This window comes from Escherichia sp. WS1118 (assembly GCF_046487695.1).
GTDB lineage: Bacteria > Pseudomonadota > Gammaproteobacteria > Enterobacterales > Enterobacteriaceae > Escherichia > Escherichia coli.
The window spans coordinates 1-16,079 of sequence record NZ_JBJQIZ010000021.1; the positions used below are offsets into that span (position 1 = coordinate 1).

General features: G+C 52.9%; 15 protein-coding genes and 3 pseudogenes. 2 read left to right on the top strand and 16 right to left on the bottom strand.

What is annotated here, in order from left to right:
* Positions 1-170 precede the first annotated feature (170 nt).
* From pemK-mt to traX (ACJHYO_RS22545), 14 genes and pseudogenes are all read right to left on the bottom strand, one after another.
* Positions 171-503: a type II toxin-antitoxin system toxin endoribonuclease PemK-mt gene (gene pemK-mt, locus ACJHYO_RS22480; RefSeq protein ID WP_000439434.1), complete on the bottom strand. Its 333-nt coding sequence runs from the start codon at positions 501-503 to the stop codon at positions 171-173.
* Position 504: 1 nt separating this feature from the next.
* On the bottom strand, positions 505-762 hold the full coding sequence (pemI, locus tag ACJHYO_RS22485; protein WP_000557619.1) for a type II toxin-antitoxin system antitoxin PemI: 258 nt from the start codon (positions 760-762) through the stop codon (positions 505-507).
* A gap of 92 nt (positions 763-854) precedes the next feature.
* The gene (locus tag ACJHYO_RS22490; protein WP_000616807.1) at positions 855-1,508 is read right to left on the bottom strand and encodes a CPBP family intramembrane glutamic endopeptidase; all 654 of its coding nucleotides are present in this window, start codon (positions 1,506-1,508) and stop codon (positions 855-857) included.
* A 97-nt stretch (positions 1,509-1,605) separates the two neighbouring features.
* The gene (locus ACJHYO_RS22495; RefSeq protein WP_001333237.1) at positions 1,606-1,746 is read right to left on the bottom strand and encodes a hypothetical protein; all 141 of its coding nucleotides are present in this window, start codon (positions 1,744-1,746) and stop codon (positions 1,606-1,608) included.
* Between the two features lie 700 nt (positions 1,747-2,446).
* On the bottom strand, positions 2,447-3,304 hold the full coding sequence (gene repA / locus ACJHYO_RS22500; protein ID WP_000774297.1) for an incFII family plasmid replication initiator RepA: 858 nt from the start codon (positions 3,302-3,304) through the stop codon (positions 2,447-2,449).
* Positions 3,297-3,779 (bottom strand): hypothetical protein, encoded by a 483-nt coding sequence (locus ACJHYO_RS22505; RefSeq protein ID WP_001273588.1) that lies wholly within the window; start codon positions 3,777-3,779, stop codon positions 3,297-3,299. Before ACJHYO_RS22505 ends, repA begins: the two co-directional genes overlap by 8 nt.
* On the bottom strand, positions 3,772-3,846 hold the full coding sequence (gene tap / locus ACJHYO_RS22510; RefSeq protein WP_001442103.1) for a RepA leader peptide Tap: 75 nt from the start codon (positions 3,844-3,846) through the stop codon (positions 3,772-3,774). Before tap ends, ACJHYO_RS22505 begins: the two co-directional genes overlap by 8 nt.
* Before the next feature lie 231 nt (positions 3,847-4,077).
* A complete protein-coding gene (locus ACJHYO_RS22515; RefSeq protein WP_000083845.1) occupies positions 4,078-4,335 on the bottom strand; it encodes a replication regulatory protein RepA in 258 nt (85 codons plus the stop codon).
* Between the two features lie 283 nt (positions 4,336-4,618).
* Entirely contained in the window at positions 4,619-4,825 is a 207-nt protein-coding gene (locus ACJHYO_RS22520) for a Hok/Gef family protein (RefSeq protein WP_001351576.1), read from the bottom strand.
* 303 nt (positions 4,826-5,128) lie between these two features.
* A pseudogene (locus ACJHYO_RS22525) lies at positions 5,129-5,203 on the bottom strand (endonuclease); the annotation flags it as partial.
* A gap of 245 nt (positions 5,204-5,448) precedes the next feature.
* Positions 5,449-5,661: an ANR family transcriptional regulator gene (locus ACJHYO_RS22530; RefSeq protein ID WP_001299730.1), complete on the bottom strand. Its 213-nt coding sequence runs from the start codon at positions 5,659-5,661 to the stop codon at positions 5,449-5,451.
* Between the two features lie 135 nt (positions 5,662-5,796).
* Complete coding sequence (locus tag ACJHYO_RS22535; protein WP_000139315.1) at positions 5,797-6,357, bottom strand: fertility inhibition protein FinO; 561 nt, start codon at positions 6,355-6,357, stop codon at positions 5,797-5,799.
* A gap of 102 nt (positions 6,358-6,459) precedes the next feature.
* Positions 6,460-7,320: an alpha/beta hydrolase gene (locus ACJHYO_RS22540; RefSeq protein WP_000704514.1), complete on the bottom strand. Its 861-nt coding sequence runs from the start codon at positions 7,318-7,320 to the stop codon at positions 6,460-6,462.
* A 58-nt stretch (positions 7,321-7,378) separates the two neighbouring features.
* Positions 7,379-7,795: pseudogene (gene traX / locus ACJHYO_RS22545) on the bottom strand (type-F conjugative transfer system pilin acetylase TraX); the annotation flags it as partial.
* Positions 7,796-7,990: 195 nt separating this feature from the next.
* Between traX (ACJHYO_RS22545) and istA the strand changes: the two are divergent.
* Both istA and istB read left to right on the top strand, forming a co-directional pair.
* On the top strand, positions 7,991-9,532 hold the full coding sequence (gene istA / locus ACJHYO_RS22550) for an IS21-like element ISEc12 family transposase (protein ID WP_001298859.1): 1,542 nt from the start codon (positions 7,991-7,993) through the stop codon (positions 9,530-9,532).
* Between the two features lie 14 nt (positions 9,533-9,546).
* Positions 9,547-10,293 carry an IS21-like element ISEc12 family helper ATPase IstB gene (gene istB, locus ACJHYO_RS22555; protein WP_001016257.1) on the top strand — a complete coding sequence of 249 codons (747 nt, stop codon included), beginning with the start codon at positions 9,547-9,549 and terminating at the stop codon, positions 10,291-10,293.
* A gap of 85 nt (positions 10,294-10,378) precedes the next feature.
* Here istB and traX (ACJHYO_RS22560) read toward each other — a convergent pair.
* Both traX (ACJHYO_RS22560) and traI read right to left on the bottom strand, forming a co-directional pair.
* A pseudogene (gene traX / locus ACJHYO_RS22560) lies at positions 10,379-10,711 on the bottom strand (type-F conjugative transfer system pilin acetylase TraX); the annotation flags it as partial.
* Between the two features lie 19 nt (positions 10,712-10,730).
* A complete protein-coding gene (gene traI, locus ACJHYO_RS22565; RefSeq protein WP_063074904.1) occupies positions 10,731-16,001 on the bottom strand; it encodes a conjugative transfer relaxase/helicase TraI in 5,271 nt (1,756 codons plus the stop codon).
* Positions 16,002-16,079: the final 78 nt, after the last annotated feature.

Sequence of the window (16,079 nt, forward strand, 5' to 3'; positions counted from 1 at the left end):
CCACAGAATGATGTCACGCTGAAAATGCCGGCCTTTGAATGGGTTCATGTGCAGCTCCATCAGCAAAAGGGGATGATAAGTTTATCACCACCGACTATTTGCAACAGTGCCCAGCGGTTTTAGTGCCCTAAATCGTACGTTTTCATCCAGTTGCCCCTCAAACCCCATGTTCAAGTCAGAATAGTGGACAGGCGGCCAAGAACTTCGTTCATGATAGTCTCCGGAACCCGTTCGAGTCGTTTTCCGCCCCGTGCTTTCATATCAATTGTCCGGGGTTGATCGCAACGTACAACACCTGTGGTACGTATGCCAACACCATCCAACGACACCGCAAAGCCGGCAGTGCGGGCAAAATTGCCTCCGCTGGTTACGGGCACAACAACAGGCAGGCGGGTCACGCGATTAAAGGCCGCCGGTGTGACAATCAGCACCGGCCGCGTTCCCTGCTGCTCATGACCTGCGGTAGGATCAAGCGAGACAAGCCAGATTTCCCCTCTTTCCATGTCAGATTTCCTCCTGACCAGTCGCCGGTGCATCCAGCCATTCTCGTTCTTCAGCTGATATTTCAGCATTCGGATCACACTGTGCCAGTAGCTCAGCCAGTGAATATTGCGGGCGTCTGTACGGCTCAACAATCAGCCGGCCATTATCAATGACCATGCCAACTTCATTATCTGTGCCCAGAGACAGCGCATTCAGCAGTGCCGGTGGGACGGTCAGCATAACTGAGCCGCCAACCCTCTTCAGTCGGGTGGTATGCATTCTTCACCTCCATAAAAGTTATATTTAAATATAACATCCACTAAAAAAACACACCAGGCTTTAACGCACAATGTTTAATAAAAATATAACTTTCAACCAAACAGTAAACCCAGCGTGGTTGCTTCCATATGCAGCAATACCGGCAGCAGCAGGCCACCACTTCTGATCCTGGCCACTGATGTAATCAACCCCACCAGGAACAGTTCTGCCAGTGTCAGCAGGTTCTGATACTGGCTGTGCGCGGCGACGAACAACAACGACGTTATCAGCGCCCCCAGCCACATCGTCCAGCAGTACCGTGAACGGAAGACGTTCAGCATAATCCCCCGGAACAGCGTTTCCTCATTCAACGGGGCAAGGATAAAGATGGTCAGCAACGTCAGGATCACGTCAGGTATGGACTTATCGGCAAAAAGTTTCGTCATAAATGGCTCAGCAGGCAGAGCCAGCGCCTTACCGAGCAGAAATACACCGACATACACCACGGCCATCGCACCGACCAGCCACGGTACGCCAACGTTGCGCAGCTGACCAACGACCGGTAGCGGAGCTATCCAACGGCGGTATACCAGGAAAACACACAGCAGGTACATCAGAACAGTACCATGACTGAAGAACAAATAGTTTTTTCCTGATCCATAAAGCAGAACGGCCTGCTCCATGACAAATCTGGCTCCCCAACTAATGCCCCATGCAGCCAGCATAACCAGCATAAACTGCAGATATTGATTACGTGTTTGAATCATTGCATCGCCTGTAAATTTTTAACTTGTCCTATTTTTGTCATTACCACGTATATACACATGTATAACAATTCAGATATCGTTACCAGGATATGCCGCATCAGCGGCATGGAAGGCGGCACTCTGTTGTTTCATATGATACAGGAGTAAAACCGCCGAAGCCCGGCGTAAGCCGGTACTGATTGATAGATTTCACCTTACCCATCCCCAGCCCTGCCAGACCATACCCGCTTTCAGCCATGAGAGAGCTTCTGTGCGCGGTCGGAGTGGTCCCGACGAGGGTTTACCCGAAGTCGGGGCGTATCTCCGCGTTAGCGGGCCGTGAGGGCCGCTTACGAGCGTGTACTGAGAACTTCCAGCGAGAAGACTGACAGCGATGAAGATGTAGTTACAACATTCATAATTAAAAGCGACTCTGTTCCGGCCCTTTGGGCCGGGGCGGGGCCGCTTTTCAGTTATGAGGGAGGGGCTTTGTGGTTTCAGTTCTGCGCTGGTTCGGGGTTTTTCTGGAGGTTGGTTTTGTGTGTTGTAACTAAAGTGGCTCCGGTTGGGGCCCGCCGTTTACGGTGGGAGGTGCATATCTGTCTGTCCACAGGACAGGCAGTGAATAGGTTTTCTTTTTAAATGAATGTAATTAAGTAGTTTAAAGGAGATATAAACAGGTGTTTAAAAGATACATTGCACCCTGTAAGGCTGGCGCCTGGCGCTTTATGACATGAACGGTTGTAACCTTATGGGGAAGTCCATTGCAGTTAAATGTGGATAAGCAAAATTCCCCGTCTGTGAGGCGTGTTTTGTATCAAAAACAGGGGGGGCCAGATGCACCAGAAGGTGGATGATGAGGTTGTTTTTTGTATGAGGTGCTGCTTTTTTGTTCGCTGGCAGGCTTCAGGCGTGCGAATGCCTCCGGTGCGGGCCGGATTATTCAGAAGAGGTCACTTTCAGGGGGAAGCTGTGGCCAGCCGGCTGTAATTACGGTTACGTGACAGAATCATGCGCTCTTTCACACGACGCTCCACTTCGCGTTTTACCGCCTCACGATTGGCAGTGAAGCGCCCTTCCGAGATTTCACGCGTCAGCTGCCGTTTCACCAGGGTGACGATATCCTGACGTTCCCTGTTCGCATCACGACGCGCACGGGCACGCTTTATTCCACGGGACTTAAGCTCTGTCTGGTAACTGCGGAAACGCTCACGCACAAAACGCCAGGCTTTCGCTATCAGTTCATCCATACCCAGGGTATCCAGCCCCTGCTTTTTGCGCTGTCTGTTTTCCCATTCAACACGACTGCGGCGCGCAGCAACCACTGCATCCTCAGACACATCAAGGGCGGCAAATAACGCCGGTGTGAACGTGATATCGGTCGGAATGTAGCACCCGATAAGCGGATCATATTCCGTCTGGTAGGTAATCAGTCCCAGCTCTGCAAGGAACGTCAAGGCTCGGGAGGCCCGGGTGATGGAGAGTTTTCCGGCAGCAGACTCCGTCGCCAGTCCGCACTCAATGGCCAGCGTAGTGATGGAGCACTGGACGCGGTTGGCCAGCGGGTCATAGTGAAAACACAGCCCCTGCAGCAGCGCATCAATAGCCCGGCGACGCAGTACCGGTGGCATGCGCCGACGCAGTCCCTTCGAACGGGCATGTGCCACATGAATGGCGAAATCAAAACGGGAGGTGAAGCCCACCGCCTTTTCCATCAGTTTTTCGCAGAACTTCAGCGTTCCGGCACCTTCACGGGGTGTGAACACCGGATTCGGATTTTTAACCTGTGAATAGTATTTTTGAAGGAGATCAGCCATGTCCCCCTCCAACACTATTCCCCCTCCTACGGGCGGTAACTAGCTCGTCTGGGCCGACACGTAAAGTTTCGAACATATCTGGTCTGAACCAGATGGTTCCTCCATCAAAAGCGATGAGATGAAGATCATTATCAAGAGTTTTGAGGGCTCTCCAAACACGAGTGTATGAACCTCCACTACAAACTGAAAGCTCTTTAACAGATAAGTTAACTTTGTTCGTATCAGGGATGTAGTGTGCGCACATTACTTGTACGAGGGAAACATAAAAACTAACCATCGACGCGCTGATTTTATTTTTACGTTTGCCATGCGCTATTGCAAGCAAACCTCTGATGAAGATCAGATGCTTGAAGGAGTCAAAATGAGCCCTTTTCTGGAGAAGGCTGCAAAACGGGTGAGGATACTTGCTGGAATCAATGTGAAGATCTGATTCAATCCCACCCGCTATTACTGAATGTGTTTCATGATTAGCCACACCATCCTGCACTTACAATGCACAGAAGGAGTGAGCACAGAAAGAAGTCTTGAACTTTTCCGGGCATATAACTATACTCCCCGCATAGCTGAATTGTTGGCTATGCGGTTTTATGGGGCCCCGGTAATCTTTCTAGTCGCCAAACTTGAAGAAGATTATCGGGGTTTTCGCTTTTCTGGCTCCTGTAAATCCACATCAGAACCAGTTCCCTGCCACCTTACGGCGTGGCCAGCCACAAAATTCCTTAAACGATCAGCAATCTACCACTCACTCCTGAGATAAGCAAGAATGTGAATATTTACGAAGTCGCTCTGCGTTTCAGCTCTGATTCAATCAGTTTTTCAAGCATCTGCGCCTGAGTAATACCTTCCTCATCCGCCAGTTCACTCAGCCTGTCTTTTAACCGGGCCTGAATAACCGCATGAAAAGCCTTATGAGTGTTGCTTCTGCGAGCCAGAGAAGCTCTTTGCCTCTCTCTGGCCGGAACAGGGTTACCTTTCCGGTATGTACGCTTGGTGCCTGATGAGGAAGTCACTGCATTTTCTGTCTGCGACATCTCGCCTCCTCAATTCTCAAACAGGGATCGTTTCGCAGAGAATACTACAGTTTTTTGAAATCAGCGACTTGAAAGTTGTGACGATGATCTGTGTTGGCGCACAAATCATGTCTGATTACGACCGTTTAATGTGATTTTGATAATGAAATGACTGAAAAGCTGGAAATGCCTTAGCCAGGGTGCCGGCCCCGGGCGGGACCGGCTGTTTCTGGTATATAGGGTGTCTGCCCCTGAAATACCTCACACTTCCGGAAAGCGGGGACTTCCGTCCCCGCCCGGCAGCTTACTTCCGTGCTTCGTAGGCCAGAGTTACCTGCACCACTGTATTTCCTCTGTGAATATTCAGCTCACATAACCGTTCCCTGAATATCAGTGAAAAACACAACACCGTGGCGCACACGGCGAGCAACCCGATAAGGGCATATTTCGTCATAAACTTTGACCTCTCAGCAAAGAAGAGGCTACAATCAGTAGTGTTAAGGTACTTCATGCAGACCTCACGAGTTAATGGATTAACGAGTGGGGTCTTCGCATTTCTGGTACCTGCGTCTTGCCTGAACCAGAAAGGCTCAAACACCCGCCGCGATAATACCACATTCCCTGTTGCTGACTATTACCCCCATTTGCCTGTTTTTGTTACAAAAACGCCGGGAGCGGGGGAAAACTTACTTTTTCCCGTTTCCGGGGGGGACAACTGAGCATTGCGAACGCGTCAGCTACGATGTTCCGGTGATTGCTGATCAGCCCCTGTTGTATTCATAAACTAATTAACATTCATTCTGTCTGGTGCATAAATCTGCCCGTGAACATCTGCAGACAATACCGGCCATGAAAAGATAAATAATACCAGTGGAATATATTTCCTCATGTTATTCTCCATATCAGATAAATGGCACCTGTATTTCAGCCCCCCTGAATATCGCAGCACACATTGAATAAGACCTTATTTTGTGAAATTAATCACAAAATATAAAATCGCGACTTAATACGGAAAAAACTCTGTGCTACTCAGAACTGGCCGGTCATACTGCCCGACCGGATATTAAAAAAAGCAAATCTCATAAACTCCTTTCAGCCTTCTGACTCCTGGAGTAATGAAGGCTGCTTTTTTCGTTACACCCTTCCCCGGCAGCGCCGGTGGCAGTGTTCAGCCCTTTTCCGGGCAAACTGTTGCCAGTCTGTCCGGGGAGCTATGCAGGCAGCCCGTCGCCATGCTTCTGCCGCTTCCATCCAGCGTCCACTGACCTCCAGAATAACGGCCCGCCCGCCGGCACGCTGGTAACGCCAGACCTGACCGTTCCGTGAACTGTTTCTGAATCCATTCATTTTTCTGCTCCTCCCTTTTAGTCGTCAGTATTATTGTGGTAAATAATTCAGTGGACTGGCTTCCTTTCGGGTACGGAAGTTATTTCCTTTTAAGCCTTATTGTTTCAGCCTCCCCGGTTTCCGGGGAGGCTTTTTTTATTTCCCATCAAGCACGGCCTGAAGTTCTGCCTTTGTCCGGTTCTGGCGGCGAATTTTCTCCAAACGCCCTGCCGCATACGCTTCCTCCTCCTGAGAAATATGCTCCGTCACATACCCTTCCGTGTCATACCGGCAGGCACCGGCTTTCATGGCACACAGATAGCTTTCTGAACGGGTGATGGCCTTCAGCGCCCGGCGCAGTTTTTTATGCGAGAGCGGGATATTCCGCTGCGCCACGTCTTCCAGTAACACGTCCCGGATACCGCAGGCCAGAAGCCGGGGCGTGTTACCGTCAAACAATCCCGGCCACCAGGGTTTCAGAGTGTTCACCGCCTCATCCAGCGAGGGCAGCGTCAGATAAATGGACAGCGCCTGTCTGGCCTGTGCTTTCTTCGCCGCCAGCTCTGCTTCCCGGGCAGCCTTCTCCGCCAGTTTCTGCTTTTTCACCTTCCATTTTGGTGGCGTGGTGACATTGATGATGGTTTTCCGGCTCCGGGTCGGTGTTTCCCCTTCCGTTTTCCGTTTCAGTGTCAGTACCGGTCGTTTCTGCTCTGTCATGATTGCCCTGACCTTTGTGAAAATATGTCCTCCAGGTCGTTGAAACTACTCACTATGATATTAAGCTGACCTCAACGACCTCTGACATATTAATACCGACAATTAAAGATGTTTTTTAAACCATTGCGTCTGTACTGCCGCCACACGTTCAAAAAACGCGCCTTTATAAATATCATAATGGCATGCGTCAGCTTCCTCGTATAATTCCTTAGTACCAGAAGCAACAGCATCATATAAGGCTCTTCCCTGTTCTGGTGGATTAACACTATCCTGGCCGGCAATAACAACCAAAACTGGGCACTGTACTTTGGCTGCGCTCTCTGCCGGTTTATATTGCAACGTCTCCATAACCGTAAGGAAAGGTATTTTTATATCCATTTCAGGATACTGACCTTTTACCTTCTCGAAGAATACCTTTGATTCATTATCACTCAGTACCCGGGTAACCCCCACAAACATCTCTTTCCCGGTATTTTTCTTCTTTTCTGCCATTTTATTCAGCGTGGACAGAAAAGAAGCTTTCTCCAGTTCATTCATTTCTCCGGTAACCAGAACCTCACCGTCAGCAAAAGCCAGCTGGCTGACAATACATTTTACGCGTTGGTCCTGCGCAGCTGCACTGAAGACATGCCCCCCTCCCAGCGATGTTCCCCATAACCCAATACGCTGATTATCAATACATACCTGCTTTTCTGCCCAATTGATAACTGAAATAATATCTTCGGTCTGCATTGCCGGAACCAGACGACCTCGTTCCCCTTCACTCTCACCGAATCCACGATAATCAAAAGTAATCGTTGCAAACCCGGCTTCTGTAAACGCATTCGCAAAGGAAGGCAGCAGAACATTCCGGATACCGCAAAATCCATGGCATAAGAGAATCAAAGGATGTTTTATATTTCCTTCCGGGACACGAAATGTCAGGGCAATACCTTCAGGGAGTTTGTGATCCGTAATTTTCATAAATATCCTGTGTTATGTTGTTTATTAATAAGCAGAATCAGCGCCAGCATCATACCAGTCACACAGCCAGAACGCCCAGCACAGTAAGATGACAGGCATAGAACGTCGGGAAAAAATCCCCGTACCAGAAACGGGGTAGTGATTTCCCTGTACAGGACACCAGACCAACAGTCAGCACCGTCATCACAAGGCCGGCCACCGCCGCTGCATCACTGGTGGCAAGGTTAAGCGCCGGAATAACAGCCAGCAGGCAGGCGACCAGCGCCAGACGTTCCATTCTGTCTTCCGCCCGGTACAGCCTGTGGCTGACTGCCAGCATCAGCAGCCCGGCAATGCCGTAACTGGTGCCGGAGAAAGGCAACCACATTGCCAGAAGCAACATGGTCTCTGCGGAACGCCACCAGGTGCGCGTTTCACACCATGTCAGCACCTGTGCCGCAACTGCAAAGGCAAACAGGATATTCCCCTCATACCAGGTGCGTATTTTCATGAAAGGAGATCACTCAATAACTTCCATCGAGATCGGGTAATAACATTTGAACAGATCGCTGAATAACATCGATGGAGATCACTTTTGACTCATTTTGTTATTCAGTGATCTCCATCAATGTTATTGGAACTTCACAGGTGTGTTGATCTGTATCTTTTGCCATTCCGGTAAAGGATACCTATGCCAACAGTTCCAATTTCTATGAGAAAACTTAAAGAAATTCTTAGGCTTAAATACGGTGTTGGACTCAGCCATCGACAAATTGGTCGTAGTCTTGCAATCTCCCCTTCCGTTGTATCCAGATATGCTAATCGGGCGGCTCAACTTGGCATAAAGCAGTGGCCCTTACCTACAGGATGGGATGATACAAAACTAAAACATGCGTTCCTTCAGACCCAGGTTAAGATGAAGAAGCACTCTCTGCCTGACTGGGCTACAGTACACCGGGAACTGCGTAATAAATGCGTGACGCTGCAGCTACTCTGGGAAGAATACTGTGAGCGTAATCCAGGCGGTTTTTACAGCTATAACCATTACTGCCGGATGTACCGTGAATGGCTCAAAACCACTTCACCATCAATGCGTCAGGTACATAAAGCTGGCGAAAAACTTTTCGTTGATTACTGTGGACCTACCGTTGGCGTTACCGACCCTGAGACCGGAGAAATAAGAACTGCTCAGGTCATCGTAGCTGTTCTCGGGGCATCAAGTTACACATGGGCAGAGGCCACCTGGTCTCAGCAGCTTGAAGACTGGGTGATGAGTCATGTTCGCTGCTTCCAGTGGTTGGGTGGCGTTCCTGAACTTGTTGTTCCGGACAATCTGAAAAGCGCCACATCCAGGGCATGTAAGTATGATCCTGACGTTAACCCTACCTACCAGCAGATGCTTGAGCATTATAATGTCGCAGTTTTGCCTGCGCGGCCACGTAAACCGAAAGATAAAGCCAAAGCTGAAGTTGGCGTTCAGGTTGTTGAACGCTGGATCATGGCCCGAATCAGGCATGAGATCTTCTACAGCCTTGCATCGCTTAATCAGCGCATTCGGGAGTTGCTGGAAAGACTGAATAACAAAATAATGCAGAAGTTGGGTTATTCACGTGCAGAACTCTTCATCCAGCTTGATAAACCCGCACTGAAGCCTCTTCCTGAAGCCAGTTACAGTTACACCCTGGTGAAGAAAGTCAGAGTTCATGCCGATTACCACGTGGAAATCGACAAACATTACTACTCGGTTCCATGTTCGCTGTTAGGCCAGCAACTGGAAGCATGGATCTCCGGAGAACTGGTAAGACTCTTCAATCAGGGGCAGGAGGTTGCTGTGCACCCGCGCAAGCGTACTTATGGCTACAGTACCCGCAACGAGCACATGCCTGAAGCTCATCGACAGCATGCCACCTGGACGCCAGAGCGTCTTCTGGAATGGGCGGGGCACATAGGCAGTGAAACTCATAGTTATGTGCTTCATATACTGAACTCTCGTCCACATCCGGAACAAAGCTATCGCTTCTGCCTTGGACTCCTGAACCTTCATAAAAAATACAGTAAAGCCAGACTTAATGCAGCATGTGCAAGAGCTCTGAAAACAAAGGTATGGCGTCTGTCAGGTATTAAATCGATCCTGGAAAAAGGTCTGGATAAACAACCTGTTCAGGATCCAAAACCAGATCTGTTATCCACGATGGAACACGAAAACGTACGCGGCAGTGAGTATTACCACTGATACGGGATCCAATGATGAATCATCTTTACGAACAACTGACCGCACTTAAACTCACCGGCTTCCGTGATGCGCTTAAAAAGCAACTTGCTCAACCGGGCACATACCAGGAGCTGGGCTTCGAAGAACGCCTGTCATTACTGACAGCAGAAGAACTAACCTGCCGTGAAAACAGGAAGGCAGAGCGTCTGATCAAACATGCACGGTTCAGACTTAATGCTGAGTTATCAAAGCTGGATTATCGTAACAATAGAGGGCTGGACAGGGCCCTCATCCGTTCACTCAGTCAGGGAAACTGGTTAACCCTGAAACAAAATATTTTACTGACCGGGGCCACCGGCAGCGGTAAAACGTTCCTGGCATGTGCACTTGGTCATAATGCCTGCCGACAGGGATACAAGGTCTACTATTATCGCCTTAAAGCGCTGATGGAACAGTGCTATCAGGGGCATGCTGATGGAAGATACAGCAAACTTTTGACCAGGCTGAATAATAGCGATCTGCTGCTTCTGGATGACTGGGGGCTGGAACCTCTCTCATCAGAACAGCGTAGCGACCTGCTGGAAATAGTGGATCTGATGTACCAACGAGGCTCAATCATCGTAGTGAGCCAGTTGCCGGTGGAAAACTGGTACAAAATGATCGGAGACTCCACACATGCGGATGCCATCCTAGATCGACTGGTTCATGGCAGTATCAAGATCGAACTTAAAGGAGAATCAATGCGGAAAATACAATCTCCGTTGACCGAAGGAGATCAGTGAAGGTAATTTAAAAACGGTTCTGTGAAAGTGACACGAACCGATCTCCATCGATGTTACTCACCGATCTCCTTCACGGTAATACGCACCAGGGAAAGCCGGCCAGATAATATGCGAACTGGGCAATCACCGCCCATCCCCACAGCCGGTTAATGGCCTCCTGCCGGATATGCGTATGACGGGACAGATTCAGCCCCCACACCAGGGCAAACAGCGGAAAGGCCCCACGCCCGACCAGAAACATCCACGACTGGTCCAGATGCAGAATGCGGTTTGCATGGTCCAGAACCATCAGCACCAGTGCCACCGTTTTGATGATATCCCGCTGTCCGGGTGACCAGACCAGCAACGACTGCAACCAGGTATCGGTCCGGGCAGCCAGTGAATCATTACGTGTTGTGTTCGTGTTATCCGTTGTCATCAGCGTTTATCTTCCTGTGTCAGTCTCCGCCCAGGGTTTTCTCTTTCTGCAGGTCACGAACCATATCCCGCTCCATCTGCTGCAGTCGCTCCTGCAGCAGATTTTCCCGGGCAACCTCCCGGACCGCTTCCCGCACCCGTTGTGGTTCACGCAGTACACTCTCCGGCAGCGCGGCTTCCCGTTCAGATATGGCAGACCGGTCACGCTCCAGCCCGGCAATATCCCTGACAGCCTGCTCTGTTTTGCCGTCCGGCAGGTCAGGTTTGTTCTCTGCCATTTTACGGACAATTTCATCCGCACGGCGTTCCGTTTCACGGCGGATGGCCTCTTCAGCCTGCCGCTGTGCCAGTACCTCTGCCGTGACCGGTTCGCCATTTCCGGCTCCCGGCTGAACGCTGTTGTCCGGGATATCCCCCCACACGCGACCACCGGTGATGGTTCTGGGATTCCACGGACGACCTTCACCGGCGATTCTTACCACCACACCGCTGTCAGGATTATCACGGGCAATCCGGACACCATCCTGCATATTATCAGCCAGCAGGCTCTCTCCGTTACGGCTGCCCTGCAGGGCCACGAACTGCGCATCCCCGCTGCCTTTCACCCGGCCTTCACCACTGAAGCCCCGCAGCCCGTTTCCGTCATCCGTGGTCAGCGGGTTCAGCCAGATACCAGCTGACTTGCCGTTACGGTCAAAAGCCGGCAGTGCCACATACGGCTGCGGATATTTGCGCCCGGGTGCAATAAACCGTGCAGGACTGTCTCCCCCGGCCAGCCCTGCCTGACGGAGAACGGCACGGCCGGCCACCACGTCCCGCAGCTCCCGCGCCGTACTGAACAGCCGCTCTGCATTCATGACCTCCCGGTCCGATTTCGGCTCTAGCACATCGTGGGCAGTTCCTTTCTGTACGGCATTGTTGATGGCATCCGTCCAGCCCTGACGGTTATCGGTGTACACCTGCACATGCTGCTTCATACGCGACAGGGCCACGTAGGCTGACTCAAAGCCGGCCATCAGTTTCCGGTTACCTTCCGTGCCTTCAAGCGCGATGGCAAAGGTTTCACTTGCCCCCTGCGCACCGTGGGCGGTGATGGCATAAGCCAGGTCAATATGTTGCTCTGCCCGCTCCTGACCTGGGCGAATCACCCGGATCTGCTGTCCGTCCGACAGCGTGACACTGTCACCGGAAACCGCTGTCACCGTCCAGACGCTGTTGGCCACATAACCTCGCTCCCGGTCACTCTTCGTGAAGCGCATCCGGTCACCGGTTCCCACCCGGATGGTGTCCGGGGTGTACAGTGTGACGCCTTCAGCCACCGCCTCCCGGGGCGAAATCAGCCGCGTGTTACCTTCCGCATCCTCCAGGGTTATCAGCCCGTCATCCTTGCTGATACCGGCAATCCGGTGATACACACTATCCACCAGGGCAAGGGCATCCGGGTTATTCTCCCAGGTGGAGAGACGACGCAGTTCTCCGTCACGTATATTCGCTGTGTTCAGGACAGGCACCATGACCTGCTCTTTGCCCAGCTCACCGGCCTTTTCCCGTGCATCATGAATCATGCTGTTCAGTACGCGCCGGTCCTCATTCAGGTGTGTGACAATCAGCGTCTGCTCCCGTGCTTCCGGTGTCCTGCCGGTATAGTCGCGGACAATGGCTTCATACAGTGTCATGGGGATATCCGGGAAAGCCTCGCCTTTCAGCATCGCCTTCTGCTGCGCTTCTGCCAGTTTCGCTTCCTGGCTGTGACTGAACTCCGTCACGGAGTGCTCCGGTGCCCATGCGCCCTCCTGACGGGGAACCTGAGACGGTTTCACACTCTCAAGCCCGGACAGTGCCCTTTCCACATCCCGGTTAATCAGGCTGTATACCGCCTCCCGCAGTTCCGGCGTCTGACGCACAATCTCCTTCATGATGACCACATCGGCAGCACTGCGCGTCTGCTGGAGACGGAAAGGCTGACCGGGCGCGATGGCCTGCAACTGGTCCGTGTCACCACTGGCCACGGCACGACCGCCACCGGCCGCAATCAGGGCGTATGCCCGTGCCATGTCGGTATTGCCCACCATAGAGCTCTCATCGAGCAGGAACAGCGTGTTGCTGAAATTCGGCGTTTCTCCGCTGCGCTGCAGCAGCTGCGTGTCATGCAGAAAGGACGCCAGCGTCTGTGCATCCACGCCGGCGCTGCGCATCTCACCGACCGCACGGTGCGTGGGCCCCAGCCCCACGACACGGGGACGTTCACTCTCCGGCAGCATGTTCACGGCTGACATCACCGCCCGGAACTGTGTGGTCTTACCCACACCGGCATAGCCCTGCACCACCGTGAAACGGTCGGACGTTTCCAGTATCATGCGGGTAGCGGCACGCTGTCCTGATGTCAGTTTCTCCATGAGTTCGCCAGGTACTCTCTCCATCAGTGGCGTGACCGCCTCCTTACCTTCGAGAATATGGCGAAGAATGCTCTTTTCTGCCTCATACGACGCACGGGAAACCAGCAGGCCTGTGCCATAGCCTTTTGCCACATCCACATACAGTAAATCACCGCGTTTTATCTGCGCATTGATTTCCCCTCCCAGTTCAGTAAAACTGGTTCCTTCTGCAGCAAACGACTTCGCCTCTGTCAGCAGGTCCACCATGCTGAAGGCCAGGTTTTTACTTTCCACCACAGGAAGCGCCAGATGAATAGCCTGCTGTGCCGGCGTGTGAAGCCCGGTTTTCTGCAGACTGATAACGGTTTCCAGCAATGTCTCACCGGCACGCGCCTTTATCTGCTCAGAAACCACCGTAAAGGAGGGATGGCGGGCAAGTTTTTCCGCAGTACGGGTTTCATCCAGTGAGGAATACAGCCGGACATCACGACCGCTGCGGGCCAGACCGTTCAGGGTGGCGTTGTCCATTGCCATCTGTGTGACGGAGGCAAAAACCTTCGCACTGTCGCTGACGGAATGCCCGGGCGTTTCCACCCAGCCGTTCTCCAGCTTCAGTGCCATGAATGGTGAATCGCTCACAGGCAGGGAGGCCGGTTCAGCCCGCCCCGGCACAACAACCGTCATCGCATCTTCACTGACGGATGCCACCTGCAGGCGGTCACCGCCGGAGACGCGGAGTCCGGGAATTTTCCCTGTCACCCTCAGTCGCTCGCCGTCTGCCACCGGCATTTTTTCCGGCCGGAACAGCGACCAGCTGCTGTCCAGGGAGGAAATACGCACCACCTGCGTTTCATCCTGCGCATCCCGCAGGGTCAGGCTGTTACTCTGCGCCGTCACCCGGTCGATAACATAGCGGTCATGACTGCGTGTCTCCGGGTTCCACTGCTCCATCACCATCCCCGGACGGTACATATCCCGCAGATAACGGCTCCGGCTGTCCAGCCAGACCGGCGACAGGGCGGTCATGGTTACCTCCGGGCGTCCGAGCACGCCCTGTGTTTTCAGCTCACTGCGAATGGCCTGTGTCAGTATGGCCTGTTCCCGTACCCCGCTGACCTGTGCCACGCTCTCTTCTCCGGCTTTCACGCTGGCAGCAAAATCTCCTGCCAGCCGGGCATAGCGGACATTACGGTCCGGTTCACTGATGATGGTGGCCGGCCGCTGTTCTCCCCCCTGCCAGCGATATGTGTTCACCCCGGCATCTTTCATGGCCATCAGTGCACTGCCTGTACCGGTTCGCTGCCCGCTGTCGGTTATCAGGACCTGTACGTTATGACGTGCGGCACCGTCCAGCAGGGTTAACGTCTCTTTCAGGGAGAGTTTTTCGCCCTGGTCAACGATAACAGTATTGCCCGGCGTGAAGGCCATGCCCTCCTGCAGCTGACGACGTCCGGTTATCAGCTCACCGGACAGCCGTTCATCCTGCTTCAGGTTCATCTGCGAGCGACGGTCAGCGGCGATAATCTGCACCTCCCGCCCCTGCTCCCGGGCCATCATGACCAGCTCCGCCACCCGCTCACGCTGCCCGGCTGCACCGCCCTGCCCGGACACAATAGCCAGCGACGGGCGATCCTGTGCCAGAACACTGACCGCATCGCTGTAACCGGCCGTCCGGGGGACACTTTTCTCCGGATGTACGGTCACCCGGTTCTGTTTCATGATGTCACGACTGAGTGCCCGGACTGACAGCTCATCGAGCACATGAATCCCGGACGTGAACAGCCCCTTCTCACGATCGAGGGGGATAAGCTGCTCACGGCTGATGGCCTCATCGATACCGGCGCGTGCCCGTTCAATCACACCATTTTCCGGCGGCAGTATGCCGACCGTTCTGGCCAGCACGTCCGTGTACGTAAACTGCACTTTGCGTTCACTTAATCCGGCAATGGCCTGTGTCACCGCCTGCTGCACATCCGGCCCGTCCTGTGAAGCGGGTCCGGGCGTCTGCGTGCGGGTCTCCGCCCGTTGGTCCGCCGCGTCACGATACGCCCGGATGTCGAACCCGGTTTCCTTCAGCGTCTGCATCCATTCAGCCATTCTGACTTCAGGATCGACGTGCTGTTTGGATTTTCGCGTATCCAGTGCCGCCACATCCCGGGATTTCAGCGAGGCGTCTTCCCCGACGGCCTCCCGGATAGCCTGTGAGCGTCCGGAGAAGGCCTCCACCGGTACGCCCGGCATCTCCCACATACCGTGCTTACCAACCACTTCCGTTTCATAGCCTAGCGCCTCAACCTGCTCTTTCAGTTTTTCCCGGTAGAGCCTGCCGAAGGCAATCTGATTAGCGTACACATTCTCAATGAACCCCGTTTTCCCCACTTTGTCACTGCTCAATGTCTTCCACTCGCCGTTATGCTGCGTGACATTGGCCACTACCGCATGTGTGTGTAACTGTGGTTCCTGATCGCGACTGGTGTCGTGGTTAAACAGTGCCATCACCAGATTACCGGTCAGCACCGTTTCTGACTGTCCGTCCGTCATAACCCGTGTGGAAGCCAGCGCCTCCACCTGACGGACAGCAAAATCCACGGCCTGGTTATGTGCATCAATAAGACGTTTATCACCGCCTAACATGGCCATCACGGAGACACTTTTGGGGGCGGAGAAGGTCAGGTCGTAGCCGGGACGATGCTTATTACTGCCATCCTGCATGCGGCTTAAATCCGCTCCGTCCGGCAGCTTCCCCTCCAGAAGACGGGTAAAAACATCCTTATCGACGCTGCCCTGCAGCCCCAGCTGTTCAGCCCCCCTGCCGGCCCAGCGTTCTCCCATGCTGCCCAGCACATAGTAATTATCCTTGTCGGTATAATAGTTACCGGCACTTCCGGCCGATCTGACCTGCGCGATACTCATCATAAACGTATATCCCTTTGACATATCCCGGTATCAATCCCACAATGGATATACACAAGACATATCCACATAAGGAGGCAA

Excerpts from the sequence above, each read along its gene's own strand:
- ACJHYO_RS22490 (WP_000616807.1), bottom strand. The coding sequence starts at position 1,508 with ATGATTCAAACACGTAATCAATATCTGCAGTTTATGCTGGTTATGCTG.
- ACJHYO_RS22515 (WP_000083845.1), bottom strand. The coding sequence starts at position 4,335 with ATGTCGCAGACAGAAAATGCAGTGACTTCCTCATCAGGCACCAAGCGT.
- ACJHYO_RS22530 (WP_001299730.1), bottom strand. The coding sequence starts at position 5,661 with ATGAATGGATTCAGAAACAGTTCACGGAACGGTCAGGTCTGGCGTTAC.
- traI (WP_063074904.1), bottom strand. The coding sequence starts at position 16,001 with ATGATGAGTATCGCGCAGGTCAGATCGGCCGGAAGTGCCGGTAACTAT.
- ACJHYO_RS22520 (WP_001351576.1), bottom strand. The coding sequence starts at position 4,825 with ATGAAGTACCTTAACACTACTGATTGTAGCCTCTTCTTTGCTGAGAGG.
- pemI (WP_000557619.1), bottom strand. The coding sequence starts at position 762 with ATGCATACCACCCGACTGAAGAGGGTTGGCGGCTCAGTTATGCTGACC.
- ACJHYO_RS22495 (WP_001333237.1), bottom strand. The coding sequence starts at position 1,746 with ATGGCTGAAAGCGGGTATGGTCTGGCAGGGCTGGGGATGGGTAAGGTG.
- istA (WP_001298859.1), top strand. The coding sequence starts at position 7,991 with ATGCCAACAGTTCCAATTTCTATGAGAAAACTTAAAGAAATTCTTAGG.
- pemK-mt (WP_000439434.1), bottom strand. The coding sequence starts at position 503 with ATGGAAAGAGGGGAAATCTGGCTTGTCTCGCTTGATCCTACCGCAGGT.
- istB (WP_001016257.1), top strand. The coding sequence starts at position 9,547 with ATGAATCATCTTTACGAACAACTGACCGCACTTAAACTCACCGGCTTC.
- ACJHYO_RS22535 (WP_000139315.1), bottom strand. The coding sequence starts at position 6,357 with ATGACAGAGCAGAAACGACCGGTACTGACACTGAAACGGAAAACGGAA.
- repA (WP_000774297.1), bottom strand. The coding sequence starts at position 3,304 with ATGGCTGATCTCCTTCAAAAATACTATTCACAGGTTAAAAATCCGAAT.
- ACJHYO_RS22540 (WP_000704514.1), bottom strand. The coding sequence starts at position 7,320 with ATGAAAATTACGGATCACAAACTCCCTGAAGGTATTGCCCTGACATTT.